Origin of the sequence: Frankia sp. CeD (assembly GCF_000732115.1) — a bacterium.
GTDB lineage: Bacteria > Actinomycetota > Actinomycetes > Frankiales > Frankiaceae > Frankia > Frankia casuarinae.
This window is the reverse complement of sequence record NZ_JPGU01000002.1, coordinates 104,174-129,057: the sequence shown is the minus strand read 5'-3', so window position 1 is coordinate 129,057 and position 24,884 is coordinate 104,174. Positions and strand designations below refer to the sequence as shown.

Here is a 24,884-nt window from a genome sequence, read left to right as displayed (position 1 = left end):
CTNNCCCGCCGGTCTCGGTGTCCTCGGAGGCGAGCACGGCTGCCCGGTCACAGCCGCCCCGCGATCCGCCCCGCGATCCGCCCCGCGATCCGGCGGGGCGTCCGACTACTCGCGGCTACCCGGCGTTCCCGCTGTTCCCGCTGTTCCCGGCGTTCCTCGCATCCGGGCGCTGAGCGGCCCGCTGTGCGGCCCTGCGCTGCATCCGCCCGAGCGGCCAGGTCAGCAGTCCGGCGACAGCGAACCCAACGAGCAGCGCCATCAGCAGGTTCAGCCCGACGGCCACCAGGATCACGGTAATCACGGCGAGGGCTGCGACGCGGATCAGGAAATACGGCAGTTGCGCACGCAGGTTCACGTCCTGCGGCGCGGGCCGCTCGGCGCGAGTGGGACGACCCGGCCGCGCCGAGGCGGATCTGCGTGCCGTGGCCCCGTCCNCCCCNCCGGTTCCCCGGCCCCGGTTCCTCGTCGGTCCGCGCCCNCCCGTCGCCATATCGTCCTCATCCCGCCGGCACCGCGGCCCCGGTCGGGGCCCGTTCCCGACAACTGTGCCTGTCCGGGTGGGGCCTGCGCCAGGGGGAACAGACGTCACCCGGCCGGTGGCGCCGTCTCGACCTCCAGCAGGTCACGGCGGTCCGCCAGGTCACGGCGGGCGCCGCCGAGCTCGCCGGTCCAACGCCGGAAGAGCGTGTGCGGCACGTCGGCGGCGTCGAGCACCCGCCCGGCCACGAAGTCGACGAGATCGCCGGCCGTCCGCACACCCGCGTAAAACCCCGGGCTCGCCGCGGCCACCACCGCCCCGGCGTCGTGCAGGTCCAGCATGTGGCGCAGCGTCGCGCGGGTGTAGGGCATCTCCCGCGGGACGACGATCAGACGGCGGCCTTCCTTGAGCGTGACATCCGCCGACCGCTGCAACAGATCCTTGGACAGTCCCAGGGTGATGCCGGCCAGGCAGGCGGTGCTCGCCGGGACGACGATCATCCCGCGAGTCGGGTACGAACCGCTGCTCGTCGGCGCCCCCAGATCACCAGGGGCATGTACCGCGACGAGGGTGGACACCGTATCGGCCAGCACGTCACGATCGGCCAGCCGCGCCGACAGACCCTCCGGAGGTGACACCCCGCCCAGGGGCATGGACAGCCACGTGACCAGGGCTTTCGCCCAGGCGGAGTCACGCCAGGCGATACCCGTCTCATCGAGCAGGGTCAGGCGGGCCGCGCGGGACAGCACCAGATCGACTGGCAGCCGAGCGGCCAGCAGGCCACGCAGCACCGCGGCCGCGTAGGGGGTTCCACTGGCGCCGCTCACCCCGACCACCCACGGCAGGCGCGCTCCGGCCCCCTCCTCGGGGGCACTGAACACATCGGCCATGACGAATCCGATGCTCAGACGGCCAGACCACGGCTGGCGAGATCGACAACGGCGAAGAGGAACAAGACGATGCCGACGAATCCGTTCGCGGTNAGGAAGGCCCGGTTGACCCGCGACAGGTCGTTCGGGGACACGATGGCGTGCTCATAGCAGAATGCCGCCGCCGTCAGCACGAGCCCAGCCCACCACCACGGACCGGCGTTGTCCATCAGCCCGTAGACGATGAACAACGCAAAGGTGATCATATGCGTAACCGTGGAACCAATGAGCGCGGCCCGCACCCCGAACCGGGCCGGCACCGCACGCACGCCGATGCGCCGGTCGACCTCGGCATCCTGGCAGGCGTAGATCACGTCGAAGCCGCCGATCCAGCTACCGACCGCAAGGCCGAGCACCAGTGCGGCCCAGGACCACTCACCGGTGACCGCGATCCACGCGCCGACCGGGGCCACCGCCTGGGCGATGCCGAGCACGGCGTGCGGGAAGTCGGTGAACCGTTTCGCNTAGGGGTAGACGACAAGCGGCGCGACGGCGACCGGCGCGAGCAGCAGGCAGAGCCAGGACAAGGCCGCGGCGGCGGTGAGGAAGACGGCGAGCGCGACCGCGGCGCCGACGACCGCCGTACGCACCGAGACCACGCCGGTGACCAGCTCTCGGTTCGCCGTCCTCGGATTACGGGCGTCGATCGCGCGATCGATGACCCGGTTTGCGGCCATGGCGAAAGTTCGGGCCGCGACCATCGCCACGGTGACGAGGGCGAGGTCCGACCAGTGCACCGACCGGGAATCCGCGAACGAGGCGGCGAGCGCCGCGATGTAGGCGAACGGCAGCGCGAAGACCGAGTGCTCGATGACGACGAGCCGCAGAAACGCCCGTACCCGGCCGGTGGCGTGTCCCGGGCCGGCTCCCGACCCTCGCCCGACCGACTCCGACGCGCCAGGCACCCACGCGGCGTCACTCACCGCGATCACCACTCCTTGTTCCTTGCCCAGCCAGAGGCCCCAGCGTCCTTTTTGTCCCTCTGGCTAGGCAAGAAAAACGGAGGACGGTCACAGGCCATACTCCTTCCATCGGCGGGNGACCCGTTCGCGGNCCGCCNCNTCCNTGACGATCTCCTCCGGCCAGCCGCCGTCGCGCCGGTAACCCTCGCTCGGTAGCTTGCGGGTCGCGTCCACACCGACCTTGCCGCCCCAGAACTGCTCGTAGGCGGCGTGGTCGAGATGGTCCACCGGCCCGATGGTGGTGATCAGGTCGTGGGCATAGTCGACGTTGCCGAAGGCGCGCCAAGCGACCTCGTGGTAGTCGTGCACGTCGCAGTCGGCGTCGACGACCACGATCAGCTTCGACAACGACAGCAGCCCGGCCCCCCAGACCGCGTTCATCACCTTCTGCGCGTGCTTCGGATAACGCTTCTCGATGGAGACGATGCAGCAATTGTGGAACNCCCCCGCCTCGGGCAGGTCGTAGTCGACGATCTCGGGAATCATCATCCTGACCAGTGGCAGGAAGATCCGTTCGGTGGCCTTGCCCATCGGACCGTCCTCCTGCGGCGGCCGACCGACCACGATCGTCTGGAACACCGGGTCACGCTGCATCGTCATCACGTCGACGTGCAGCGCCGGGAACGGTTCGACGGGCGTGTAGAAGCCGGTGTGGTCGCCGAACGGCCCCTCGGGCAGCCGCTCCCCCGGCTCGAGCCAGCCCTCGATCACCACCTGTGCGTTCGCGGGCACCCGCAGCGGGACGGAGAGGCAGTCGACCATCTCCACCCGCTCGCCGCGCAGGTAACCGGCGAACAGGTACTCGTCGAGGTCGGCAGGCAGGGGGGCGGACGCGGCGTAGGTGACCGCCGGGTCGCACCCGAACGCGATGGCGACCGGCAGCCGCTCCCCACGCCGCTCGGCGACCGCGTGATGCGCGTTGGAGTCCTTGTGGATCTGCCAGTGCATGCCGACGGTGCGTGCGTCATGGCGTTGCAACCGGTACATCCCGAGGTTACGCGCCCCGGTCTCGGGGTGCTTCGTGTGCGTCAGACCGAGGTTGAGGAAGGCCCCGCCGTCGTTCGGCCAGGCGTGCACCCCCGGCAGCCGGAACAGGTCGACGTCCGGACCCTTGAGGACGACGTCCTGGCAGGGCGCGGTCCGGACCCGGCGGGGCGGGACCGAGGCGAGCGACGCTGCCTTGCCGAACGCCTCACGCAACCCGGACAGGCCGATCGGCAGCTGCGGGCGCAGCAGCGCGCCGAGCCGTTCACCGATGTCGTCCAGCGCCTCGACGCCGAGCGCGGCAGCCATCCGCTCCTCGGTGCCGAACACATTGATCGCCAGCGGCATGTCGGCGCCGGCCGGGGACTCGAACAGCAGAGCCGGCCCGCGCTCCCGTACCACCCGGGTCACGATCTCGGTGACCTCGAGACGCGGGTCGACGGGTACGGTGACGCGGCGCAGATCCTTCCGCCTTTCGAGATGAGCAAGGAACGCACGCAGATCCGCCCAGGCCATGAGCTCCATCCTCGCAGTCGCCACGGGTGGATGCCCGACCGCCCACAGGTGGTCACGATCCCAGTTCAACACGTCACGTCCCGGGCACGGCCTCGTCGGATAACGGACCNGGAGGACGAGGAGCCGGCGCGGAAGGCACACTAGAGATACACGGGCCGGCCATCACCACGACATGTACGTCCGTCGCGGGCCATAGCGGACGGTACGTGCTCGCCTGACCCATCTGGTGAGGTCGCCCGTCCGTGGCGCCATCCGTCCGTGACGTCGCCACGGGTCGGGGGTTTCGCCACGGGTCGGGGATTAGATGCCCGCGGATCGGATGTTCCATACCTGACAGGCCAAGACGGACATAACGATCAAGAAAAGCAGGAAGGAGCGACCGGCCGGTGCTGGGCCTCGCGCTGACGTTTGTGATCATTGGTGTTTGGGCTTACGCGATCATCGATGTCTTCGGGACACCCCCCGAGGAGGTTCGGATCATGCCCAAACTCGCGTGGATCGTAGCAGTGATCTTCCTTGGTATCTTCGGCACCGCCGGATGGTTTTTCTTCGGTCGACCTCGCGCGAACAGCGTCGGCGAGCGGCCGTTGCGCCGGCCGGTCTCCGACCATCCGGCCTTCGGGCAACGATCGTCCTGGGGCATCGACAGCCGGCGTGATGGCGGCTTCGGCCGGTACAGCGCGCGGACGGGCACCCGCCGGGCCGCCGTCCGGCCGAAGGGTCCCGACGACGACCCGGACTTCATGCGGGAGCTGTCCGCCCGGATCCGCAAGGGCGAGGCCGGACCTCCGTCGTCATCGTCCCGCGGCTGAGCCGCATGGACGCGGGGGATCCAGGGGCACGAGCCCGCGGCTGACCGGCTCCGCGCACCGGGACGAGCAGCGGTCCGTCGTTCCGGTACGCGGCCGAGCGGGGTGTTCTCCGCAGGCTGCGGGTGGCCCGCCCGTTCTCCCCGGCGGGGCCAGGCCGGGACCAGGGAGCAGCAGCCGTGGGGAGGGTCAGATGCCGGCGTAGGAGTGCAGCCCCGAGATGACCAGATTCACCAGGTAGTAGTCCACGAACAGGGCGCTGAAGGCCAGCAGCGAGATCGCCGCGGCCCGCCGCCCACGCCATCCGGCCGTCGCGCGGGCGTGCAGGTAGGCGGCGTAGCAGACCCAGGTGATGAACGACCACGTCTCCTTGGGGTCCCACCCCCAGTAGCGGCCCCATGCTGATTCCGCCCAGATCGCCCCGGCAATGATCGCGAAGGTCCAGATCGGGAACGCGAACGCGATGACCCGGTAGGACAGGGTGTCGAGCGCCGCCGACGACGGCAGGCGCATGACGATGCCGCCCCGGCGCTGCATGGCCTGGCTCGCGTCAGCCCGTCCGGCCGCGACCTCGGCCAGCCGATTTTCCCAACGCTCCTTGACGAGGAACAACACCGTGGTCACGGCGGAGACCAGGAACACCCCGCTGGCGACGATCGCACCGACCACATGGATCTTGAGCCAGTACGAGTTGAGCGCGGGCACCAGCGGTCCCGCTGCGACATAGAGCACAGTGCCGGCGAAACCGAGCGAGAGCACGACCGGCAGCATGACGAAGACGCCCAGCCACNGGACCGGCTGCCGGATCATCAGGGCGAGAAACGTCGTGACCGCGATCAGGCAGATCATCGACGAGAACTCGTACATGTTGCCCCAGGGCACCCGGTCCGCCGCGAGGCCACGAGTGATGACGGACCCCAGGTGCAGCGTCCAGCCGACGACCGTCAGCGCGACGGCGATCCGCCCGATCCACCGGGCACGCGCGGGAACCGCCACGTCGCCGTCGTTACCGGCGGCCAGCGTGTGCGCGGCGTTCGCCCGCCGCCGGACAGCCTCGATCTCCCGGGCCCGGGCCGCAGCGAGGGCCACGGCGGCGGGGTCGGACGGGTCGATCGGGGTCGCGGCCCCGTCGGTCGGGCCGGCCGCCTCGGCGGGATCGGCGGCGCCGCCGATCCCGCCGGCCGCCGCCCCGATCAGCGCTGCCGGCAGCCCGGCCCCCTGCCGTGCCGGGACGGCCGCCGCCTCCTGAGCCACGTCGTGGCGCAGGCCGAGCCGGCTGAACGCGAACTCGGCCGCGTAGCCGAGCATCGCCGTGGCGTACACCGCCTCGCCGCTGCCAAACAGATGATCGGAAAGGCTGGCTACGCCCTCGTTGACCGCCATCAGTGCTCCCGTTCGCTGGCACTCGACGCGGCATCGCCGGCTGCGGTGCCACCCGGTTCGGTACTACTGGGTTCGGTACTGCCCGGCTCGGTACTGGCTGGTTCGGTACTGGCTGGTTCGGCGCCGCTCGATTCCGAGGCGGTCGGCACGGACCGGTCGGTGCCCGCGGGCCCGGTGGCCTCGCGGACCAGGGTCGTGAGCTGGGCCAGCTCGACGGCGAACCCGTCGGCGTCGGAGCGGGACAGCCCACCGATCTCCACCGTGCACCCACCGGCGGCCGCTGGCCGGGCCCGCACCCATACCCGGCGGCGGCGCACCCGAAGACTCGCGATCAGCCCGACGATGATGAGGACCGCGAAGAGCAACGCCTCACCCTTGAACGGGTCGGACTTGACCTGGAAGGTGGCGAACTCGGCTACGCGGTCGGCCTCGAGGCTCATCCCGCCGGGTAGCCCGGTAAGGGTGCGCTGCCGCGGGTTGTCGAGGGCCAGGACCTGCGCGGTGCGCTCGCTGCCCGCCGGACCCGTCATCGTGATCTGGCGCAGGTCGCGGGTGTCGACCGTGTAGACGTTCTGTGGAATGCCCTCGTTGAGATGGAGGTTGCCGACGAATCCCGTGATCGTCAGACCGGGCGCGCGGGCGGCGGGGAACGCGGAGACGTATCCCTGGGTCGGGTCGAGGCGGGTGGTCGGCGTGAACACGCCGCTGAAGGCCAGCTGCTGGGGCTCCTTGCGGACGCCCAGCGCGGGCAGTCCGGNGTCGGGGNTCTTGACGGTGCAGGTTGAGGTGAACATGCCGTCCCGCGGGGTACACGGCACGTTCGCCTCCCAGACGACCTTGCGTGCGGCGTCGCGAAGCACGAAGTGCGGGGCGAATCCATGCCCGATGAGGTAAATCTTGGCGTTGCCGATCACCAGCGGATGGTTGACGCGGATGGTCGCCTTGCGGGTCGGGGCGTTCAGCGCGGCGGCATACGTGACGTCGGCGCGGAAGTCGGACGGCTGGCCGCTTGGCTGGAACGTGGCGTTGAACCGGTCCAGCGTGAGCGAGAACGGACGCAGCTTCGCGGTGTCGACGCGCTGACCAGCGTTGAACTGGTCATAGGAGATGATCGTGTTCGCGAACCCGCTCCCGGAAACGACGAGCACGGTCCCGGAGTATCCGTACCAGGAACCGAAGCCCACCGCGGCGAGCAGCCCCACCAGGGCAATGTGGAAGACGAGGTTGCCGGTCTCGCGCAGGTACCCCTTCTCCGCGGCGACGGAGTGGTCGGCAGTCCCCTTCGCGTCGTGGGCCTCCCCAGCTGTGGCCGTGGCCCGGAAGCGCCGTCGGCGCAGCGCCTGCCGGGCAGCCGCCATCGCGTCGGCGGACTCCATCGGACTCGTCCAGGCGCTGCCGCCGGGCAGCCGGCCGGGCCGGGCCGGGGCCTTCGGCGGCGCGGTGAACAGCGCCCTGGCATGCCAGCGGATCCGGGACGACAGGCAGCCAATCAGGGAGATGAACAGCAGCAGGTAGATCGCCGCGAACCAGGGCGCGGCGAAGACGTCAAACCCGGAGAACCGGTCGAGCAGCGGACCGAGGGTGGGGTGGTCGGCGCGGTACTGCTCTACCCGCATCGGGTTGATGGCGCGTTGCGGCAGCAGCGATCCGGGCACGGCAGCCAGGGCCAGCAGGAACAGCAGCAGCAGCGCGGTGCGCATGCTGGTGAGCTGACGCCAGGACCGGACGGCGAGGGCAAGGGCCGGATGCCGGGTGAACCGGCCACCGGCGCCGGGAGCGCGCCCCGGTCCGCCGGTCGGCGTACCGGGGTCGTCGGACGACGGACCGGCCGCGCTGTCCGGCGGATCGAACGCCTCGGGGGCGGCGGCGCNGGCGTCGGCGTGCCCCTCGGGCAGACGGCGCGCGCTGGCCGCCGCGTCGGAGTCGAATCCCGCGGACTCGACGGCGGAATCGAGGTCGGACTTCTCAAGGTCGGACTCGACCTCGACGGTGTCGATGGGTTCGACGTCGACGGACCCGGCGGCGAGTGGCGCGGGATCGACGGCGAGTGCTGCGGGATCGACGGTTCCGGACGCAGGCGCGAGCCGGGCGTTCGAACGGGTTGAGGAGGTCACAGCGGCGTCTCCGAGAAGCCGGGGGCGTAGGGCCGTAGGTTCGCAACCAGGTCGGCCCACTCCCCCGTGAGTTGAAGCACTCCGACCGTGACGAGCAGCATGCCGCCGAGCAGGGTCAGGATGCGGGTATGCCGTCGCAGCACCCGCAGGGCGCCGACGGCACGTCGGAAAGCCAGTCCGACGGCGAGGAACGGCAGCCCGAGCCCGAGGCAGTACACCGCGGAGAGGAACGCTCCCCGCTGCGCCGTCGCGCTCGTCACCGCCAGCCCCAGGACGGCCGACAACGTCGGGCCGAGGCAAGGCGTCCAGCCGATTCCGAAGAGCACCCCCAGCACGGGCGCGCCGAGCAGGCCGGGCGCCGGCAACCGGTGGATGCGCCACTCCCTGTTCGCCCAGGACAGCCGGGAGAACACGCCGGCGAACGCGAGTCCCATCACAATGGTGACAACCCCGAGAAGCTGGCTGACGCCGACCTGATGGCGGGTGAGCCACTGCCCGAGCCCACCGAACGCCGCGCCGTAGGACACGAAGACCGCGGTGAAGCCGAGCACGAACAGACCCGTGCCCGCGGCGACCCGCCCACCCGCGCGCAGCCGGTACAGCCGCGGCCCGGGCGACCCGGTCCCCTCGTCGTCCCGGGCGAGGGCACCGGAGACCGCCGCCCCGCCGGCCACCGCCATGCCCGGCACCGCCGGCACCGCTACGGACACCGCCGGCATCGCCGGTGCCCGGCCCGGCAGCCCGCCCGGGGTGGCGGCAACTCGCCTCGAACGATCCTGAAGCTCCGCCCCGGACAGGCCGGTGACGAAGCTGAGATAGCCCGGCACCAGCGGAAGGACGCAGGGGGAGANAAAAGAGAGCAGTCCCGCCGCGGCGGCGACCGGCGCGGCGAGCAGGACCGGCCCGTCGGTGATGAGCCCGACCACGCTCACCGCGGGTCCTCCGCCCCGGGCAAACGGTGCCCGCTCACGCCTCGGCCTGCAGACGGCTCAACGCGGGCTTCAGGTCGTCGGGCAGCACACCACCGGTGAACCGGGCCGCGATCCGCCCGTTCTGGTCGAGCACGAACGTCGACGGGAGGCCCGGAGCGACCGGCCAGCCCGCGGCGAGGGTGCCCAGCTTGTCGACGATGCTCGGGTAGGACCTGCCGAAGTCCTGCGTGAAGGCCTTCGCACCGGAGACGGTGTCCTTCTCGTTGACACCGAGGAACGCCACCGTGGGGTTGTCCTTGGCCAGCTGGACCAGGCCTGGCGTCTCCGCGCGGCAGGGAGCGCACCACGAGGCCCAGAAATTGATCACAACGATCTTCCCTCGGTAGGACGAGAGGTCGAGGGAGGTCCCGTCGAGAGTCTTACCGGACAGGGGGGGTGCTGGATGCCGGTTTCCGGGGGCGGCGAAGTCCTGCCCGGCCGCCTGCTGGACGAAGCCGTAGCCCCCACCACCGGTGGCGTCGACCGAGTTCGCCCCGGGGGAGCAGGCGGCCAGCAGCCCGGCCGCCGCGAGCGCCACGGCGGCCAAGGCGATGCGTCCCGCCCGGCGGACACGGCGGGCCGACCAGGCCCGGCGCGTCCGCCGCATCGGGGCAATGCCTGTCACCGGCGGGTCCGACCTGTCATCCGACGCGGACCGCCATCCCTTCTCCGCCACGCGAACCAGTATGTGCCCTGCCCCTTCCCACCCGGGAACCTGTCTACGACCAACTGTAGAACTCAACTCAGGGTAGGTGGAGGGGCCGCGAGACGCGCATGGGCTTCTCGACGAAGGACACCTGTGGGCTTCATCTGCCAGGCGGGCACCGTTCCGCCGCCTCACCGGCCGCCGGCCACCGGCGGGACCGGGAGCGGACGGTAACCGCGGATCTGAAAACGGGCCGTGACGGTGGCGCTCCCGGGGAAGGCGGTTTCGGCCCGTCGGCGCAGCTGGTCGGGCGCCCGGTGATGGCCGGTCGGGCCCATCAGAGCCAGGTCGACGATCTGCTCGGTGTTCAGCGTGAGCGGAACGTCAACGTGCTCGACGATGATCGGCTCGAACCGTCCGGTGGTCCGTTCGTCGAGCCGGTCGCTCTTGCCCGTCTGTATCCCGACGAGTCCGAGCGGGCCGTGCAGCTCGGCGAGATGGCCCGGCCCGGGGGTGACGACGATGAGCAGCCCGTCGGGGCGCAGCACCCGGTGCATCTGGGCCAGGTTGCGCGGCGCGAAGACGTCGAGGAGCACGGCGACGGCGTGGTCGGCCACCGGCCAGGGGGCTGCGACGTCGAAGGAGACCGCGCCGATCCGGGGATGGGCACGCGCCGCGCGACGCAGGGCGTACTTGGAGACGTCGACGGCGAGGCCGACGGCGTCCGGTCGCGCACCGACCACGCCGGCCAGATGGTGCCCGGTCCCGGCACCGATGTCGAGGATCACCCGACCGGGCGGCCCGAATGGCCCCCCGGGGACGGGATGCGCGATCTGGGCCAGCCGGGCGGTGAGCGGCCCGTAGTGGCCACCACCGAGGAAGGNCNCCCGCGCGGCGACCATGACGGCACTGNCGCCGACGNCCCGCCGAGTCCGGCCGGTGCGCAGGTTGACATAGCCGCCGCGGCCGACGTCGAAGTCGTGCCCGGCGGGACAGCGCAGGGATCTGTCCGCCGGGTGCAGCGCGTGGCCGCACACGGGGCAGCGCAGAAACGGCAGCACGGCCCGCAGGGCCGCGAGGGCCGGCGGGGCAGCGACGGCCGGCGGGGCAGCGACGGCCGGCGCCGGNGACTCGGGNCCGGNGGNGNTCGTCAGGCGCCGACCGATCCAGGCGTGTTCGCGGTCGGCCCGTTCGGCTCCGCGTACTCGACGCCGACGAGCTCGGAGTCCCGGTAGACGGCCGTGGTGACGCTCGCCAGCCCGCACTGCCGCCGGTCGGGACGGTGCCAGAGGGGCACTCTCTCCAGGGCACGCCGAGCCGTCCAGACCGGAAGCTGGTNGCTGACGAGCACGACGTGCCGACCGGGGTGGGCGTCGCGCCATTCCACGACGGCCACGAGCATCCGCGCGGCGATCTCGTCGTACGGTTCGCCCCAGGATGGGCGGAACGGATTGAGTAGCAGGCGCCACAGGGCGGGGTACCGGACCACCGCCGGGCCGGCCTCGAACGTTCTGCCCTCGAAGGCGTTGCGGCTTTCGATCAGCCGCGGGTCGACCTGGACGGCGAGTGCGTGCGCCGCGGCGATGGGCGCAGCGGTCTGCTGGGCACGATCCAGCGGACTCGCGACCACGGCCGCGACGTCCAGCTCCGCGAGGAACTCGGCGGTGACCTTCGCCTGCTGCTGGCCCTTGTCGGACAACCGGAACCCCGGCAGCCGGCCGTAGAGGATCTTCTCCGGGTTGAAGACCTCGCCGTGGCGGACCAGATGCACCCGGGTCAACGAAGTCGGCTCCGTCATGCCCGCCCCTCGGGAGAGGCGGAGACGGTCACCGGTTCGGGTACCGCCGCGGCGGCACGTGCGGCCGCCGGTGCCGCCGCGGCGATCCGCTCCACCGTCTCGTCGTCATGCGCGGCCGAGACGAACCACGCCTCGAACGCCGACGGCGGCAGGTAGATCCCGGCGTCGAGCATGCTGTGGAAGAACGCCGCGTACCGGGCGGTGTTCTGCGCCTGGGCGCCGGCGTAGTCGACCACGGTGGCGGCGTCGGTGAAGAAGAAGCTGAACAGCGATCCGGCGCTGCTCGGCAGGTGGGCCACGCCCTCCTCGGTCAACGCGGTTGAGACGATCCCGGCCACGTCGGCGGCGCGGGTGTCGACGGTGGCGTAGACCTCATCGGTGCAGGCCCGCAGGGTGGCGAGTCCGGCGGCGACGGCAATCGGGTTACCCGACAGCGTGCCCGCCTGGTACACCGGGCCGGCGGGTGCGAGCCTGGCCATCACGTCCGCCCNCCCGCCGAAGGCCGCCGCCGGCAGCCCGCCGCCCATCACCTTGCCGAAGGTGAACAGGTCCGGCGACCAGTCCTCGATCGCGCCCTCGTTGCCCCACCAGCCGGCGCGTGAGATGCGGAACCCGGTCATCACCTCGTCGAGAATGAGCAGCGCGCCGTGGATGTCGCACAGCCGGCGCAACCCGGCGTTGAAGCCGGGCAGCGGCGGGACGNCCCCCATGTTGGCGGCGGCGGCCTCCGTGATGACCGCCGCGATCGTCTCACCGCGCTCGACGAAGACCGCCTCGACCAGCGCGAGATCGTTGTAGGGCAGAACGATGGTGTCCGCGGTGGCGGCGCCGGTGACTCCCGGGGTGTCCGGCAACCCGAGGGTCGCCACTCCGGAACCGGCGGAGGCGAGCAGCGCGTCAACGTGCCCGTGGTAGCAGCCGGCGAACTTGATGATGGTCGACCGGCCGGTGAAACCCCGGGCCAGTCGCACGGCGCTCATCGTCGCCTCGGTGCCGGAGTTGACCAGGCGCACCTTCTCGACCGGGCCGACCCGGTCGACGATCAGCTCCGCGAGCTCCACCTCCCCCGGTGTGGGGGTGCCGAAGCTGGTGCCGACCGAGACGGCGCGCGACACCGCCTCGACGACGGCCGGATGGGCATGCCCGAGGATCATCGGCCCCCACGAGCACACCAGGTCGATGTAGGTACGCCCGTCCGCATCGGTCAGATAGGGGCCGTTGCCCGCCACCATGAAGCGCGGCGTGCCGCCGACGGCACGGAAGGCTCGGACCGGAGAATTGACCCCACCGGGAACAACACGCTCGGCGCGCCGGAAAAGCTCCTCGGATGCCGGCGCGGCAGACGGAACCACCATGCCCACGATCCTCGCAGGTCGGCTCCGCCTCCCGCGCCCCGCGTGTCCGGTGGCACGCCGCGTCCTCCTCCCCGGTCCATGCTCCGCGTTGACCCACCCGCCACCATCGCTGGAAGCCATCGCTGGAAGCCATCGCTGGAAGCCGCCGGTGGACGGGGGTCTGCCCCGGCCGCCCACCGACGGCGGCTCGTGCGCCCGGTCCTCCCCGGACACCCGCGGCCGTCGGTCGGCCGCTGTCCCTCCCAGGCCCCGGCGTTCGGCGATCCACCGCCGGTCGGCCCGATCTCGATGGGCGAGGACTACCGCGAGGGCTACAAGGAAGACGACGACGTTGTCCCGATGGTTGTCCTGGTGGTTGTCCTGGTGGTTGTCCTGGTGGTTGTCCTGGTGCTGCTTGCCCTAATGGTGCCCGGTACGCCGCCCACACGACCCACTCCAGTCAATGATCATTAGGGATCATTGAGGCAAGCCTGGCCCACGCCGGACGGATTCCGTCTCGGGACGGCCGCGGGATGAGGAGCTTCTCGCCGAGGCAGGTAATACTCGCCCGTGGGCCCGTCTGATAACCTCAGAATTCGCGGCACGCCGTCTTCGGGGTACTACACGTCAGATCTTCGGGGGACACTCGACGTGGCAGAGACGCAGTCCGTTAACCAGCGTGTACTGAACAGCCCGAGTGATCATTAGTCGAAATTCGTTGGCGGCCTCACCCGCAAGGACCGGCGAGGTCGTATAGTAGGAATTGTAGAGTGCTGCCAGATCCAGTAGATAGCGGACGAGAATGGCCGGGCTATCCTCGCCTGTTGCTCTGGTAATCTTGCTAGGCAACTCCTGCAACCTGAGAATGAGCTGCGCCTCTTGGTCGCTGACCTCGAAATGTGTCAGGTCAACCAGACTCGGCACGGGCTTGCCCCATTTCCGTAGGATTGCCCGTGCGCGGCATGCGGTGTAGACAACATACGGTCCTCCTGACTTCTCGAAGGCCGTCAAGGTCGGAGAAAGATCTCCGCGAGCCATGGCGACAGTCGTCTTCATGTCCTGCTTGAGGTCGTTGAAGACGAGCGAGCCGACCGCCAACTGCTGGGCGGCGACGGAGAGTTCCTCCTCCGTCATCGTGCCGCGCTCCGCAGACCTCTTCCAAAAGTGCTCGAATGACATTTTCAGTAGATCGTTTACTCCGGCGACGCTGTCTCGGCTTGAGAGCTTCCGGCCAGTCTTCTCATCGACGTAGAAGCCAAAGTAGATGTGTCGGAGGTCCAGTTCGTCACGGCTTGCGATGCCCAGGACCTCGACAGCTTGAAAGAGCCGCGCGAAATGGACGCGCTGCTCTTGGCCCACGACATAGTAGATGCCGGACGGGTCGAAGATATCACGGCGGAGCTTGATGGCTCCGACGTCGCGTGTCGCGTAGATGCTCCGGCCGTCCGACCTGCGGACCACGAACCGCTCGTTTCCTGGAAGAGGAACGACGATGGCTCCGAGATCCTTCCGGGCGAATTCCACAGTCCGGTCGCGAACGGCGGAGGTGATCTCACCGGCAGACATGGCCTGCTCGATCTTGGCGATTTCCTCGCGCAGGCGACTCTCCGTGAACTCGAATGCCCGGCCGTCGCGCAGAGCGGTCTCGATCACCTCATTACCGGCCTGGAAGTAAAAGCTTTCACCGATCGTGAAGTCGATGTGGATGTCGAGTGCTTCATAGAAAGAACGGAAATCTGCAAGGCTCCAGTCCACCATCTTGGACCAGAGTTCCACCTCCTCGGAGTCTCCGCCTTCCAGCCTCGCAAAGCGGGCATCCGACGCCTCCACGTAACCCTTGAACGCAGACTCAAGCGCATCCTTGCTGTCCACGCCCGGGAAATAGCGCTGGAGCACGGCGGCGTCCGATTCGCTGGCGCCGCCCAGCCCTCCGCCGGAGGCAACCACCCTCTCCAGCGCGCGGCGGATGGCGTAGATCTCCAGCAGGCGATCGTTCTCGGTCATGGCCGCGGGAAACATATCGCCGAAACGGCGAAACCCCTCCAGCATAAAACCGAATCCGCCGAAGTCATTGATGTGGTTCAACCGGTATACGAGCGCACCGCATGCTTGGTGTAGATTGCCGAGCACATGCCCAATGATAGTTGATCGGACGTGTCCGGCGTGAAGCTTCTTCGCGACGTTCGGCGACGAGTATTCGATGATGAGGGTCCGCCTGGCGGCACTGTCGTTCTCGCCGAATCTATCGCCAAGGCTGTTGATCCCCTGGACGGCCTGCGCCAGCCAGTTATCGGACAGCGTGAGATTGATGTAGATGCCTTTGGCGGTGGCCTCGGAAATTACCTTCTTGAGCTCCTCGACCTGCAGGGCCTCGATGGCCCGCGGAATGTAGGTCCTAACGAACTCTTTCGCGCCCGCCTCTTTAAGGAGCATCGGCATCTTAACCGTCACGTCGGCGCCGAACTTCTCTCGGGAGATCAACTCGATCTCCGCCGTGAGATCGGAACGCGCAAACTNCTCCTGCAATGCTTGCGTGACGATCGCACTTAGCCTTGCCAGCGGATAGTCGCGTGACGAAGGAAAGGCCGCGGGGCGAGACCCGCGAACCCGGTCGCGGAGATCTTCGATATCACGCCTACGCGTGGAGGTCACCTGGGCAAGCATATTCACGGCCCAGAGTTTATCAGGGCGGCATAGATTGGCTGGTGGAGGCGGTGTTTGCCCGTTCCTCATGTTGGGCGTTGGGCTTCGTGCGGACGATTTCGTGGCGGTTCGTCGGCACGGTGGCCGGGCTGGCACAGCCGATCCGAGCCCTCAGTCGGAGCATCGCTCGGCCCCGGTCCGCCAGCGCCCTGTCCGACCCGGGCGAGGACGAGTGCAGCGGCTGGGCCAGCACGCAGCCGACGAGGCCCCCGGCGGTGTTGGTTCAGGCCGCGGGCCGGGACGGTGCCGATGGAACTTCCACCACCCCTCCCCCAAGCGACCCAGTCGACGCAGGTTTTCACGCTCCGTGAAAGTGGCGGACGTCACACCAGTCGAGGCTTCTGATCGTTTCCAGACTCGCTCGGACGTCCGTACCCCTCCGCACCCCCGAACCGGCGATCGGCACAATGCGGCCGTTCCGATCCCCACAGCCCGCCGTCTGTAGGGATCGCGCGACGTTGGCCATCCCGGGGCCTAGTGAGAGGTGTACGGGATCTCGGTGGCCGCCGATCTGGTCGGGATGGACCCGCAGAGCCTGCGTCTGTACGAGCGGCGCGGGCTGCTGGAGCCGGCCCGCACCGACGGCGGGACCCGCCGCTACAGCAGCGACGACCTGGCCCGGCTTCAACGGATCGGGCATCTATCTGCGATCCCTAGACCGTTGTAGGAAACGGATCTACTTGGCCACTCCGAGCTGGCAGGTCGCGGTTGTTGGCCAGCGCCAGCGCCCCGGCTGGCCACCGTAGTTGGCCAGCCGGGGCACGCCTAGGATGATCGGCCATGGCCGAGTCTGCCCCGAACTATCTGACGACCGTCGCGGCGGCGTATGACGGCGTGGCCGAGGTGTATGCCGAGCTATTCGCCGACGTGCTCGACCGCCAGCCGCTGGAGCGTGCGCTGCTGTCCGCGTTCGCCGACCTCACGCGCCCCCTGCCCGGCCCGGTCGCCGACCTCGGCTGCGGGCCCGGCTATGCGACGGCCCACCTGCACCGCTTGGGGCTGGACGTGTTCGGCGTGGACCTGTCACCGGAGATGATCGCTATCGCTCGACGCTCACATCCACAGCTGCGTTTCGAGGTGGGCACGATGACCGCGCTGGACCTGCCGGACGGCATCCTCAGCGGCGCCCTGTGCCGCTACTCGCTCATCCACNCCCCGCCCGCCGACATCCCCGCCATCCTCGCCGAGATCTACCGCGTCCTTGCACCCGGCGGCCACCTGCTCCTCGGCTTTCTGGCCACCGACGAGCCCGCGGCCGGGGTGCACGCCTATGACCACCGGGTCACCGGCGCGTACCGCTGGCCACCCGACCACCTCACCGAGCTGGCACGGCAGGCAGGACTGGTCGAGGTCGCCCAGCTGGTACGAGCACCGACGGACGAAGAACGAGGCCGACAGGCCCAGCTACTGGCCCGCCGCCCCCAGCAGACGTAGGCCTCCACCGGATTACGCCCGTACCGGCACCGAGACCACCTCACATCCGAAACAGCCCATCCTCAGGCAACCGGCCCCCTCGCCGTCGCTCGGCGCGGCCAGAGGAGGGGCCGACGGGCAGCGTCTACTTGGCCATTTTTGGCGATCCAGGAGGCGGCGGAGGCGCTGTTCGTCGTGATGCAGAACCTGGTGTCAGGTGAACCGATCGGCGAGGTCGCGCAGTCTGCGTGCCGCGGCGAGGACGTCCTGAACATCACCGCCGCCTGGCAGGATCGCTGACTCCTCCATCCTGGTCGCGTAGCGCAGGTAGCGGTCTCGCGCGTAGTCCCGGCACGGCAGGCAGGTGACACGTTCGGGATGGGTGGAGGTCGAGGCATACGAGACCTGCGTGCCGCATCCCGTCCGCACCGCGTGAGGTGCGTCGCCGACGAGCCCGAACACTGATGCCGTCACCGCGCGCAGATCGGCGCTGGCGTTCGGCACGGCCCACTCGACATGTACATGCGGGTCGTCCACGCTGCCCCTCCTTCGAACCCATCGTCCCATCGGGCCCGCCGGTTCGTCGCTGTCTGCGGGCAGACCTGCGATGTCTGCGTGGCCGTACGGTGGAACCCGTGATCCTCCCCAAGGAGCGGGACCCCCGGTTCATCACGGTTCGCCGTGGGGGCACGCTCACGGACTCCGATCATCAGCTCCTGGCCGTGTGGGCGGCAGCCTGCGCAGAACACGTTCTGTACCTCTTCGAGTCGGTGCAGCCGTCGGACCCCCGGCCCCGCCATGCGATCGAGCAGATTCGAGCCTGGTCGCGAGGCGAGATCACGATGTCCCAGTCCCGCTCGGCAGGCGGCCATGCCATGGCCGCCGCCAGGGTGATGAGCGGAGCGGCTCGTCACGCGGCGTTCGCCGCCGGTCAGGCCGGGGNGGTCGCCCATGTCGCCGCACACGAACTCGGTGCCGCGGCCTACGCGATCAAGGCCGCGCGGGCGGCGGCGCCCGCGGGCGAAGCTGAGGCCGCCGCACGGCTTGAGTGCCGTTGGCAGCGAGAACAGCTCCCGGACGCGATTCGCGAACTGGTTCTGGACGATCAGCGACTGCGCAACGACATCTGCTGGTCAGTGTTCGACGGCTGACACTGCTGCGACCGTCGTGGCCTGTCTGAGGACGGGATGCGGCGAGGTGGAACATCAGCGGTTCGATGCGGAACCGGCCCTCGGCCGGGGCGGCGAGTTCCTCCTCGACGACGTCGGATGTTAACCCGGTTCATCACGAATGCCCGTGGCGTCGCGCCCCAGGAACAGTCATGACGGAGTGGGTCAGGAGGGTGTCCTCCCCGGATTCCGAGTGCGGTCGAGGAGATCAAGGATGGGCAGGAGGGTGTGGGCGAGGTGTTCGCCGTGCGGGGTGAGCATGAGGTGTTCTTGATCGTCGGTGTGCAGCAGTGCGGCGCCGACGGTGTGTTCAAGGTGGTGGATCTGCCGTCTGAGGGCGTCGGTGCGGATGCCGAGGGCGCGGGCGGCGTCGCGGAGGTGGGCGTGGCCGGGGGTGGCGAGCAGTCTGCGGACACGCTGTTCGGCGCCTCGGCCGTCGAGGACGGTCCAGGTCAGCGGGGTGAACGCGTCGGGTCCTCCGTGCGGGGCCAGGGGGTGGGTGTGGGCGGCGGTGCCGCGGCGGGTGGGGATGCCGAGGGCGCGTGCTCGGGCGCTGACGTCGGTGCCATGGATGCCGAGCTCGGCGGCGATGTCGGCGAAGTGTCGTCGCTTGACTTCGTATTGCTCGCGTAGCCAGGCGGGATCGACCGCGGCGAGGATCGCGCGCCCGGACAGCTGGGTGGGCTCCGTGATGGTCGGGGGCTGGACAGTGTGGGGCGGTTCGATGGGGGCGGGGTCGGTGGGCCCAGAGTTCCCGGCGGTGCACGCGGGNGGGGTCGAGGCCGGGCCAGGTGATGCCGGTGATCCAGTCGAAGGGCGGTTCCCAGGTGACAGGTTCGTCGATCCTGCCGCGGCGCAGGATGTGTGCGGCGCGGTCGTGCAGATAAGCGATCGCGCCAGGCGGTCTCGTCGAAGTCAGGCTGGCGCAGGCGTCGCCATCGCCGGCGGCGGGCGTAATCGATGGGGGCGCCGTGGGTGTCGAAGGCGTCGGCGAGCTGGATGAGGATGGCGAGCACGGTGTCCAGGTCCGTGGCGCGTCGTCCGGCGGCTGCGTTGTTCCGCCCGGCCGGGGCAGGCTGTCCGGTGCCGCCACCGAGTTCGGTGAGGACCGCGACGGCCAGAGGCGGCGCGGTGGTGGGGGCGCGCAGCGCCAACAGCGCCGCGCGGGCGACGGCGTGCAGGTCGTCGAGGCGCTGCGCGACACCCGCCGGCCGGGCGACGGTGCCAGGATGGCTGCGGCCGAGCTCGGCGAGCAGATTGTCTACGTGACGTTGCGCGGTGACGATCGGACCATCGGGACGCAGCGCGACCGCGTCGGTGTCGGCGGGTGGGGCCGTGCAGGCGGGCGGCTGGCGTCCGCGCGGGTGTGACGGGAGCGGCAGGCCGGTCGTGTCGCACCGTCCCGGGGCCGCGGGGCGGCTGGTCAAGGGCGGGGCGGTGAGCCCGGCCGCAGGCGAGGCAGGTGTCGACGAGCAGAAGATGATGACGGGTGCAGGCGAAGGTCCAGGGCAGCCGCCAGGCCAGCATCCACCGTCCGCCGTTGCCGGCGAGGCACCGGGGGCAGAACCGTGATCCTTTGAGCTGGTTCCACCAGCGGGGCGGCCGGGGCCGTCCGGTCGGCCGGATACCGCTCAGTAGGCCGGTGTCGTCGTAGCGGGCGAGGGTCATCGCGGTGAGAGTCTGTGGCCGAAGGCCAGTGACGGTGGCGAGCGCGGCGCGTTCGACGGGGTCGAGCCGGTAGGTCCAGGGCCGGTGGCCGAGCTTCTCGGTGCTCGGCTGACCTGCCAGGCCCGCGAGGGTGAGGATGTCGGAGACCTCGGCGTGCAGCAGGCGGGCGTAGGCGTGCAGGTAGCTGTCGAGGTCCTCACCGGGCAGCGGGGCCAGCCGGATCGGGATGCTGTCGACCACCGGCTTATCCCGCCGCCGGCAGCGCCGGCTCGGCGCGTGGGGTGCTGGCGGGTCGGCTGGTCAGCCGGCGGNGGGTGAAGGCGGCGTGCAGTTCCTGGCGGGCGGCTTCGGCGGCGTCGTTGCGGACCTGGTCGAGCAAGGCGGGAGTGAGCCGTTCCTGGCCGGTGCGGACCGCGCGGCGGCAGCCGCGGACGATCAGGGTCATCAGCGAGGCGAAGTGGCCGGTGCTGCGGGCGAACAGGTAGTCCGACAGCTCGTCGGCGACCATCCCCGGATGGCCCTCGGCGAGGATCAGGTTCTTCTCGATCGCCAGGAGCAGCCGCCGCCAGGTGCGCCGGCCCGGCTCGGTCTCGATCTCGAACGGGTCGACGGACAGCGTCGTCCACCGGCGGCCGTTCTGCGCGAGCTCCTCCTCGGACGGGCCGAGTCCCTCGGCGAGCAGGCCGCGGCGGATGATCCCGACACCGACGTAGAGGAACGTGACCGGGAAGGTGTTCGCCAAATATTTGAAATGGTTCGCCACATCGCGGCCGTCGGCGCGCCGCGGGTCGAGGAAGTGGACGTCATCGATCACGATCAGCCGGGTGTCGCAGGCCAGGACCGCATCGGCGGCCTTGTGGCCGAGGTGCTCGGCGTTGCCCCGCTCCGAGCCGGGCAGGTGGAAGAACCGGCNGAGCATCGTGTTGAACGTGCGTTTCGTCGTCGACGAGGTCAGGCAGACGTGCGCGACCGGGACCCGCTCATGGCCGCCGGTGGTCGTCGGCCCGTAGCGGGCCAGCTGGCGCTGGTGGAAGCCGCGGGCGAACGTCTGCGCGACCGTGGACTTCCCCAGCCCGGGGAACGCGTCGATGACCGCGGCGCCTTTGACCTTGTCGCCGTCCTGCCGGTTGGCCTCGACGATGTCATCGAGGTCGTCGTGGACAGCCCGCATCTGCGGGGTGCGGATCGGGCCGAGGTTGGCGTGCCAGACCGTGCGCTGCTCGTCGTAGTCCGCCCGCGCCGTCGCCGACAGCGCCGCCAGGCCGGCGCGGTCCAACGCTTCGGGGCGTGGCCGGTCCGGGGCGGTCACGAACGTCGTCCATCCCTGTTTCGTCGACAGGCTGTAGGCGCGTTCGCCGCCGTCCGGCGGTGCGGTCACACGATCTCCATCGCGTCGGCGTAGAAGTCGTCTTCGCCAGGGAACGGGGCGCCAAGCTCGTCGTCGCGGTCGTCATCGCCCGCCGTCTCCTCGGCCGAACGGTCCTGGTCGGGCGAGGCGACCGCCGGGGCGGGTTCGTCCGGGACGGCCGTGTCGCCGACGAGACGCAGCCGCCGTTCGGACAGACGCACCGCCATGCGCCGCTCGGCCCGGTTGCCGGCCAGGCCCGCGTCCCAGCGTTCCAACAGCCGGGCCAGTGCTCGGCGGGTGTCGGGGAACCGGTCGGTCGCGGTGGCGAGCTGGCGGGCGTAGGCCAGCGCGTCCGCGCTGAACGGGCCGCCCAGGGCGTCGGCGTGCTCCCAGCGCAGCACATGCCAGCGTTGGTCGGCCGGGTCCTGGAAGTAGACCCGGCTGACGTCATCGGCGTCGACGCGGATCGGCCACTTGCCCGCGTGGACGCCAGTGTGCGGGCTGGTCCGGTTGCGGTAGGGCGACAGGGCGGGCCCGTCGTAGCGCAGCCCGCCGATCTCCACCCCGTAGTGCTGGATCGTGCGCCATTCGACCGCCAGGAAGTCGAAGACCAGGTCCGCCCGCGCGGGCACCTGGAGATGACCGGCCCGCGCCACCCCGTGGGCGAACATCTCCAACGGCGACACCGCCAGCCCCGGCACCTCCGGGACCACGAGGCCGCCATGGGGCTGACGGTGGTAGCAGTCCGCGACCCACTGGCGGATGAGTTCTTCGAGCTCGTCGAGGAAGTAGAACGCCTGCTCCTCGACATCGGCGCCCCGGTGGTGGACGTCCGGGCCCTTGTAGCCGGGAAGCGCGACGAGTAGCTGCTCGCGCAGCGTGCGGAAAAAGCGTTCGACCGCTGCCTTGTCGGTGGCCTGGGCGACCCGCGCCGGCTGCACCGAGATCCCCAGCCGCTGGCAGACCGACAGCAGATGCTCCGACAGATAGATCCGGCCATGATCGACCACCAGGGTCTCCGCCGCCACCGACGGCAACAGCGGGACGCCGCCGGCGTCGACGAGCCGCTCGACATCGACCACCACCCGCCCAGGAACACCGTGATAGGGCGGGCGGACATCCACCCAGCCCGCCGCCGGCTCCGGCAACGGACGGATCGACTCGAACAGCACCGCCGCGGCGTCGACCGCCTTCGTCGACACCGGGGTCAGCCGCAGCCCGGTGATGCACCGGTCGTAGCGGTCCATCGCGACCGTCAGCTCCGCCTGCACCCAGCGCAGCGTCACCCGCTCCATCGCGAACACGTCCAACCTGGTCGTGTCCACCAGCAGGTACTCACCCGGCNGGTGCGCCCGCAGCTTCCCGTAAGGCGCCACCGGGCGGCCCGCGATCTCCCGCCGGCCCTTGGCTCCACCGAACGCGCTGGTGCCGCGGCTCAGCTCCCGCAGCAGGGCCCGCGCCCGGGTCCGACCCGGCAGGCGCACCACCCCCGGGCCGTGCTCCTGCTCAAGCCGAGCCTCGATCGCCGCGAGAACCAAGTCCTGAGTCGGCGTGCTCGCGTGGCTGAACTCGGCGAGCACGCCCCGCGCCGTATCCACCCAGCGGCCATCCACCACGCTCAGCGCTGTCTGTCGCCGCCGCCACCGCTCGTCGACCAGCCCCGCCGGAACCCCGTGCGGACCTCCTGCACGTGCCCGACCCGATCGGCCAGCGCCTCACGGCCAGCCGCGTTCAAGCCCGCCAGATCCGCGCCCACGCCCGCCACCGCGTCGACCGGGACGTCGGTGAGCAGCCGGGTGCTGGGATGCGCCAGCAGATGAGCCAGCCCGACCTGCCGGACCCCGCCACCGACGTCGGTGAGCAGCACCGAGCCCGCCGTCAGCTCGGTCACCGTCCACCACCGGCCGTCGTGCGCCAGCCGGCTACCGACCGCCACGTCCACCCGCGCCTGCGCCATCACAGCGCCGTCTCCAGCGTGCTGTCGTCGCCCAGCCGACGGTGCAGGTCCGTCGACAGCCTTCGCTGCCACAGCAGCGTCAGCGCTGCGGCCTTGACCTGCCCCGCCGGGCTTTCCCGCGTCGCGCGACCGACAAGCGAACCGATCGTGTCACCGGGCCGGAACGCCGCGACGACGGCATCCGTCAACCCGTCGGGCAGCAGACCCGGCCGGCGATAGCCGGCCAGAAACCGCAGGTTCGCGAGATAGACCGCCTCGGTGCCGCTCCAGATCTCATACGCCCAGCCGTGCGACCGCGCCACGACGCCCGGCCACCGCAGCGCCTCGGCGACCACCGGGTCCTCCAGCCGAGACACCGGCTTCACGTTCACCAGCCGCGCCGCCCCATCCGCATGCACCAGCAGGAGGTCCGGCACGTGCCGGCGGACCCGGCCACCGACCGTCGCCCGCAGCAGGAACGGTTGCGCCGCGATCCCGACCACCTGCGTGTCGAAGTCCGCGACCGGCAGCCGCGCCAACTCCAACCGGCTCTCGTAGACGACATGACCGCCCGTCGTCGCAGACCAGTACCAACCCGGAAAATGCGGCTGCCCTCGCACGCTTCGGACCGTCCGCCACGGCACAGCCGCCATCACCTGCGCTGCCGTAACGTTCCGTATCGGGCGTTCGACCTCACCCTCCGCCGTGCGCAACAACACGACCGGCTCAGGCAGGTCCTCCCCGTCCGCGCAGGCCGAACCCGAAGCCCGCTTCTGCGCGACCAGTTCNCCGTCGATGTCCGAAAGGTAGGGCGCCAGGAGGCCGGAACCGCCGCAATGCATCGCAGGGCACACCTCGGACCACACCCGCGGCCCCAGAGAACACGGCAATCAGCGAGTTCCTACAGATCGAAATGACGATTATCCGAGGCTGGCACCCCGCGAACCATTCAGCCGGAGAGCCGACGATCTCGCGCCGACCTTCCGCACCCGCGACGGCGGCAGAATCGCTCCGGACCGGCATCACCCGACGTCTCCCGCAGATTGGCCAACTACCACGGCCAGCGGCCATCTACTGGCCAACCATCACGGTGAGTGGCCATCTGTCCGCGATCCCTACAGATCCCTAGACCGTCATACGCGTACCCGACCACCCCAACGGACCCCCAACGGCGTACCCGCTAATTGGGTACGTCTGAGGCGGCGCATCGGTGCAGCTCAGCGAGCATCTGGCACGTACCCGGGTAGGCCAAGAGTAGGCCAAGAGTCATGCCATTACTGGCATCCTATCTAATCATGGTCACGAGCGGGAGTGGTCGGCAGAATGCACGCGCTTGGCAGAATCGGATAGTGCGGTTAGCGTTTATTTGCCGAATNCCCCCGCCTGTTCTGTGAGGTGCCGTGGTCGATCCGTCCCGCCTCCGCCGACTCGCACGACGGGCCAGCGCAGACCGGGGACGGGCCGCCGCAGACCGGCCCGGCGGACACGGGCGGAAACGGCCCCACGGCGGTGCCCGACGCCGGCGGACCGACGTCCCGCGCCACGAGACCGGCGTAACTGGCTGAACGCCTGAGGGAGGCCAGCCCGTACCCGGCTGGCGACCGGGGGCACGCCCTCCGACGTCAACAGAAAGCTGACGGATGCGGGTGTCGGCTACCGCTAGTCCCGGCACCCGCACGACCGGCCGGCGGAAAGGCGCCGGGCCGATCACCCGTCGGCCCTT

General features: G+C 70.2%; 23 protein-coding genes and 2 pseudogenes. 6 read left to right on the top strand and 19 right to left on the bottom strand.

Going from position 1 to position 24,884, the window contains the following annotated elements; all coding sequences use genetic code 11:
* Nucleotides 1-115: 115 nt before the first annotated feature.
* The 4 genes from CED_RS24960 to CED_RS02090 all read right to left on the bottom strand — a co-directional run bounded on the left by CED_RS24960 (nt 116) and on the right by CED_RS02090 (nt 3,869).
* The gene (locus tag CED_RS24960; protein WP_235186859.1) at nt 116-355 is read right to left on the bottom strand and encodes a hypothetical protein; all 240 of its coding nucleotides are present in this window, start codon (nt 353-355) and stop codon (nt 116-118) included.
* A gap of 230 nt (nt 356-585) precedes the next feature.
* Nucleotides 586-1,368 carry a UbiX family flavin prenyltransferase gene (locus CED_RS02100; RefSeq protein WP_023839802.1) on the bottom strand — a complete coding sequence of 261 codons (783 nt, stop codon included), beginning with the start codon at nt 1,366-1,368 and terminating at the stop codon, nt 586-588.
* Between the two features lie 14 nt (nt 1,369-1,382).
* Nucleotides 1,383-2,330 carry a menaquinone biosynthesis prenyltransferase MqnP gene (gene mqnP, locus CED_RS02095; RefSeq protein ID WP_035908543.1) on the bottom strand — a complete coding sequence of 316 codons (948 nt, stop codon included), beginning with the start codon at nt 2,328-2,330 and terminating at the stop codon, nt 1,383-1,385.
* An 87-nt stretch (nt 2,331-2,417) separates the two neighbouring features.
* Nucleotides 2,418-3,869, bottom strand: a complete 1,452-nt coding sequence (locus CED_RS02090; protein ID WP_035908541.1) for a menaquinone biosynthesis decarboxylase — start codon at nt 3,867-3,869, stop codon at nt 2,418-2,420.
* A 386-nt stretch (nt 3,870-4,255) separates the two neighbouring features.
* Between CED_RS02090 and CED_RS02085 the strand changes: the two genes are divergently transcribed.
* On the top strand, nt 4,256-4,681 hold the full coding sequence (locus CED_RS02085) for a PLD nuclease N-terminal domain-containing protein (RefSeq protein WP_011434974.1): 426 nt from the start codon (nt 4,256-4,258) through the stop codon (nt 4,679-4,681).
* A gap of 186 nt (nt 4,682-4,867) precedes the next feature.
* Here CED_RS02085 and ccsB read toward each other — a convergent pair whose 3' ends face one another.
* The 7 genes from ccsB to hemL all read right to left on the bottom strand — a co-directional run bounded on the left by ccsB (nt 4,868) and on the right by hemL (nt 12,945).
* On the bottom strand, nt 4,868-6,061 hold the full coding sequence (gene ccsB, locus CED_RS02080; protein ID WP_035908434.1) for a c-type cytochrome biogenesis protein CcsB: 1,194 nt from the start codon (nt 6,059-6,061) through the stop codon (nt 4,868-4,870).
* Entirely contained in the window at nt 6,061-8,175 is a 2,115-nt protein-coding gene (locus CED_RS02075) for a cytochrome c biogenesis protein ResB (RefSeq protein WP_035908433.1), read from the bottom strand. Before CED_RS02075 ends, ccsB begins: the two co-directional genes overlap by 1 nt.
* Nucleotides 8,172-9,107 carry a cytochrome c biogenesis CcdA family protein gene (locus tag CED_RS02070; protein ID WP_035908432.1) on the bottom strand — a complete coding sequence of 312 codons (936 nt, stop codon included), beginning with the start codon at nt 9,105-9,107 and terminating at the stop codon, nt 8,172-8,174. Before CED_RS02070 ends, CED_RS02075 begins: the two co-directional genes overlap by 4 nt.
* A gap of 34 nt (nt 9,108-9,141) precedes the next feature.
* A complete protein-coding gene (locus CED_RS02065) occupies nt 9,142-9,771 on the bottom strand; it encodes a TlpA disulfide reductase family protein (RefSeq protein WP_011434970.1) in 630 nt (209 codons plus the stop codon).
* Between the two features lie 212 nt (nt 9,772-9,983).
* Complete coding sequence (locus CED_RS02060; protein ID WP_235186857.1) at nt 9,984-10,853, bottom strand: putative RNA methyltransferase; 870 nt, start codon at nt 10,851-10,853, stop codon at nt 9,984-9,986.
* A gap of 89 nt (nt 10,854-10,942) precedes the next feature.
* A complete protein-coding gene (locus CED_RS02055) occupies nt 10,943-11,590 on the bottom strand; it encodes a histidine phosphatase family protein (protein WP_035908427.1) in 648 nt (215 codons plus the stop codon).
* Nucleotides 11,587-12,945 carry a glutamate-1-semialdehyde 2,1-aminomutase gene (gene hemL / locus CED_RS02050; RefSeq protein WP_035908426.1) on the bottom strand — a complete coding sequence of 453 codons (1,359 nt, stop codon included), beginning with the start codon at nt 12,943-12,945 and terminating at the stop codon, nt 11,587-11,589. The genes CED_RS02055 and hemL overlap by 4 nt, the downstream gene beginning before the upstream one ends.
* 189 nt (nt 12,946-13,134) lie before the next feature.
* Here hemL and CED_RS02045 point away from each other — a divergent pair, with 189 nt between their 5' ends.
* Entirely contained in the window at nt 13,135-13,398 is a 264-nt protein-coding gene (locus tag CED_RS02045; protein WP_035908425.1) for a hypothetical protein, read from the top strand.
* A gap of 153 nt (nt 13,399-13,551) precedes the next feature.
* Here CED_RS02045 and argS read toward each other — a convergent pair whose 3' ends face one another.
* On the bottom strand, nt 13,552-15,588 hold the full coding sequence (argS, locus tag CED_RS02040; protein ID WP_235186865.1) for an arginine--tRNA ligase: 2,037 nt from the start codon (nt 15,586-15,588) through the stop codon (nt 13,552-13,554).
* A 523-nt stretch (nt 15,589-16,111) separates the two neighbouring features.
* Between argS and CED_RS02035 the strand changes: the two are divergent.
* Nucleotides 16,112-16,276 (top strand): annotated as a pseudogene (locus CED_RS02035) (MerR family transcriptional regulator); the annotation flags it as partial.
* Between the two features lie 131 nt (nt 16,277-16,407).
* The gene (locus CED_RS02030) at nt 16,408-17,061 is read left to right on the top strand and encodes a class I SAM-dependent methyltransferase (RefSeq protein WP_035908423.1); all 654 of its coding nucleotides are present in this window, start codon (nt 16,408-16,410) and stop codon (nt 17,059-17,061) included.
* A 192-nt stretch (nt 17,062-17,253) separates the two neighbouring features.
* Here CED_RS02030 and CED_RS02025 read toward each other — a convergent pair whose 3' ends face one another.
* Nucleotides 17,254-17,577: a hypothetical protein gene (locus CED_RS02025; protein WP_023839810.1), complete on the bottom strand. Its 324-nt coding sequence runs from the start codon at nt 17,575-17,577 to the stop codon at nt 17,254-17,256.
* A gap of 98 nt (nt 17,578-17,675) precedes the next feature.
* Between CED_RS02025 and CED_RS02020 the strand changes: the two genes are divergently transcribed.
* Complete coding sequence (locus CED_RS02020; protein ID WP_035908536.1) at nt 17,676-18,191, top strand: putative immunity protein; 516 nt, start codon at nt 17,676-17,678, stop codon at nt 18,189-18,191.
* A 183-nt stretch (nt 18,192-18,374) separates the two neighbouring features.
* Here CED_RS02020 and CED_RS25980 read toward each other — a convergent pair whose 3' ends face one another.
* Entirely contained in the window at nt 18,375-18,560 is a 186-nt protein-coding gene (locus CED_RS25980) for a hypothetical protein (protein WP_369807771.1), read from the bottom strand.
* A gap of 620 nt (nt 18,561-19,180) precedes the next feature.
* On the opposite strand from CED_RS25980, the gene CED_RS24950 reads away from it, so the two are divergent.
* Nucleotides 19,181-19,579: a hypothetical protein gene (locus CED_RS24950; RefSeq protein WP_035908419.1), complete on the top strand. Its 399-nt coding sequence runs from the start codon at nt 19,181-19,183 to the stop codon at nt 19,577-19,579.
* 112 nt (nt 19,580-19,691) lie between these two features.
* On the opposite strand, the pseudogene CED_RS25975 reads toward CED_RS24950, so the two are convergent.
* The 5 genes and pseudogenes from CED_RS25975 to CED_RS01995 form a co-directional block, all read right to left on the bottom strand.
* Nucleotides 19,692-20,117: pseudogene (locus tag CED_RS25975) on the bottom strand (TniQ family protein); the annotation flags it as partial.
* Between the two features lie 4 nt (nt 20,118-20,121).
* Nucleotides 20,122-21,255 carry an ATP-binding protein gene (locus tag CED_RS02005; protein WP_035908417.1) on the bottom strand — a complete coding sequence of 378 codons (1,134 nt, stop codon included), beginning with the start codon at nt 21,253-21,255 and terminating at the stop codon, nt 20,122-20,124.
* Nucleotides 21,252-22,823 carry a Mu transposase C-terminal domain-containing protein gene (locus CED_RS02000; RefSeq protein WP_051868639.1) on the bottom strand — a complete coding sequence of 524 codons (1,572 nt, stop codon included), beginning with the start codon at nt 22,821-22,823 and terminating at the stop codon, nt 21,252-21,254. Before CED_RS02000 ends, CED_RS02005 begins: the two co-directional genes overlap by 4 nt.
* A 20-nt stretch (nt 22,824-22,843) precedes the next feature.
* Complete coding sequence (locus tag CED_RS21295; protein ID WP_011434956.1) at nt 22,844-23,182, bottom strand: hypothetical protein; 339 nt, start codon at nt 23,180-23,182, stop codon at nt 22,844-22,846.
* On the bottom strand, nt 23,182-23,814 hold the full coding sequence (locus CED_RS01995; protein ID WP_235186864.1) for a TnsA-like heteromeric transposase endonuclease subunit: 633 nt from the start codon (nt 23,812-23,814) through the stop codon (nt 23,182-23,184). The genes CED_RS21295 and CED_RS01995 overlap by 1 nt, the downstream gene beginning before the upstream one ends.
* Between the last annotated feature and the right edge of the window lie 1,070 nt (nt 23,815-24,884).

Bases quoted from the DNA above. Each gene is read 5' to 3' on its own strand.
- CED_RS02100 (WP_023839802.1), bottom strand. From the start codon at position 1,368: ATGGCCGATGTGTTCAGTGCCCCCGAGGAGGGGGCCGGAGCGCGCCTG.
- CED_RS21295 (WP_011434956.1), bottom strand. From the start codon at position 23,182: ATGGCGCAGGCGCGGGTGGACGTGGCGGTCGGTAGCCGGCTGGCGCAC.
- CED_RS01995 (WP_235186864.1), bottom strand. From the start codon at position 23,814: ATGGCGGCTGTGCCGTGGCGGACGGTCCGAAGCGTGCGAGGGCAGCCG.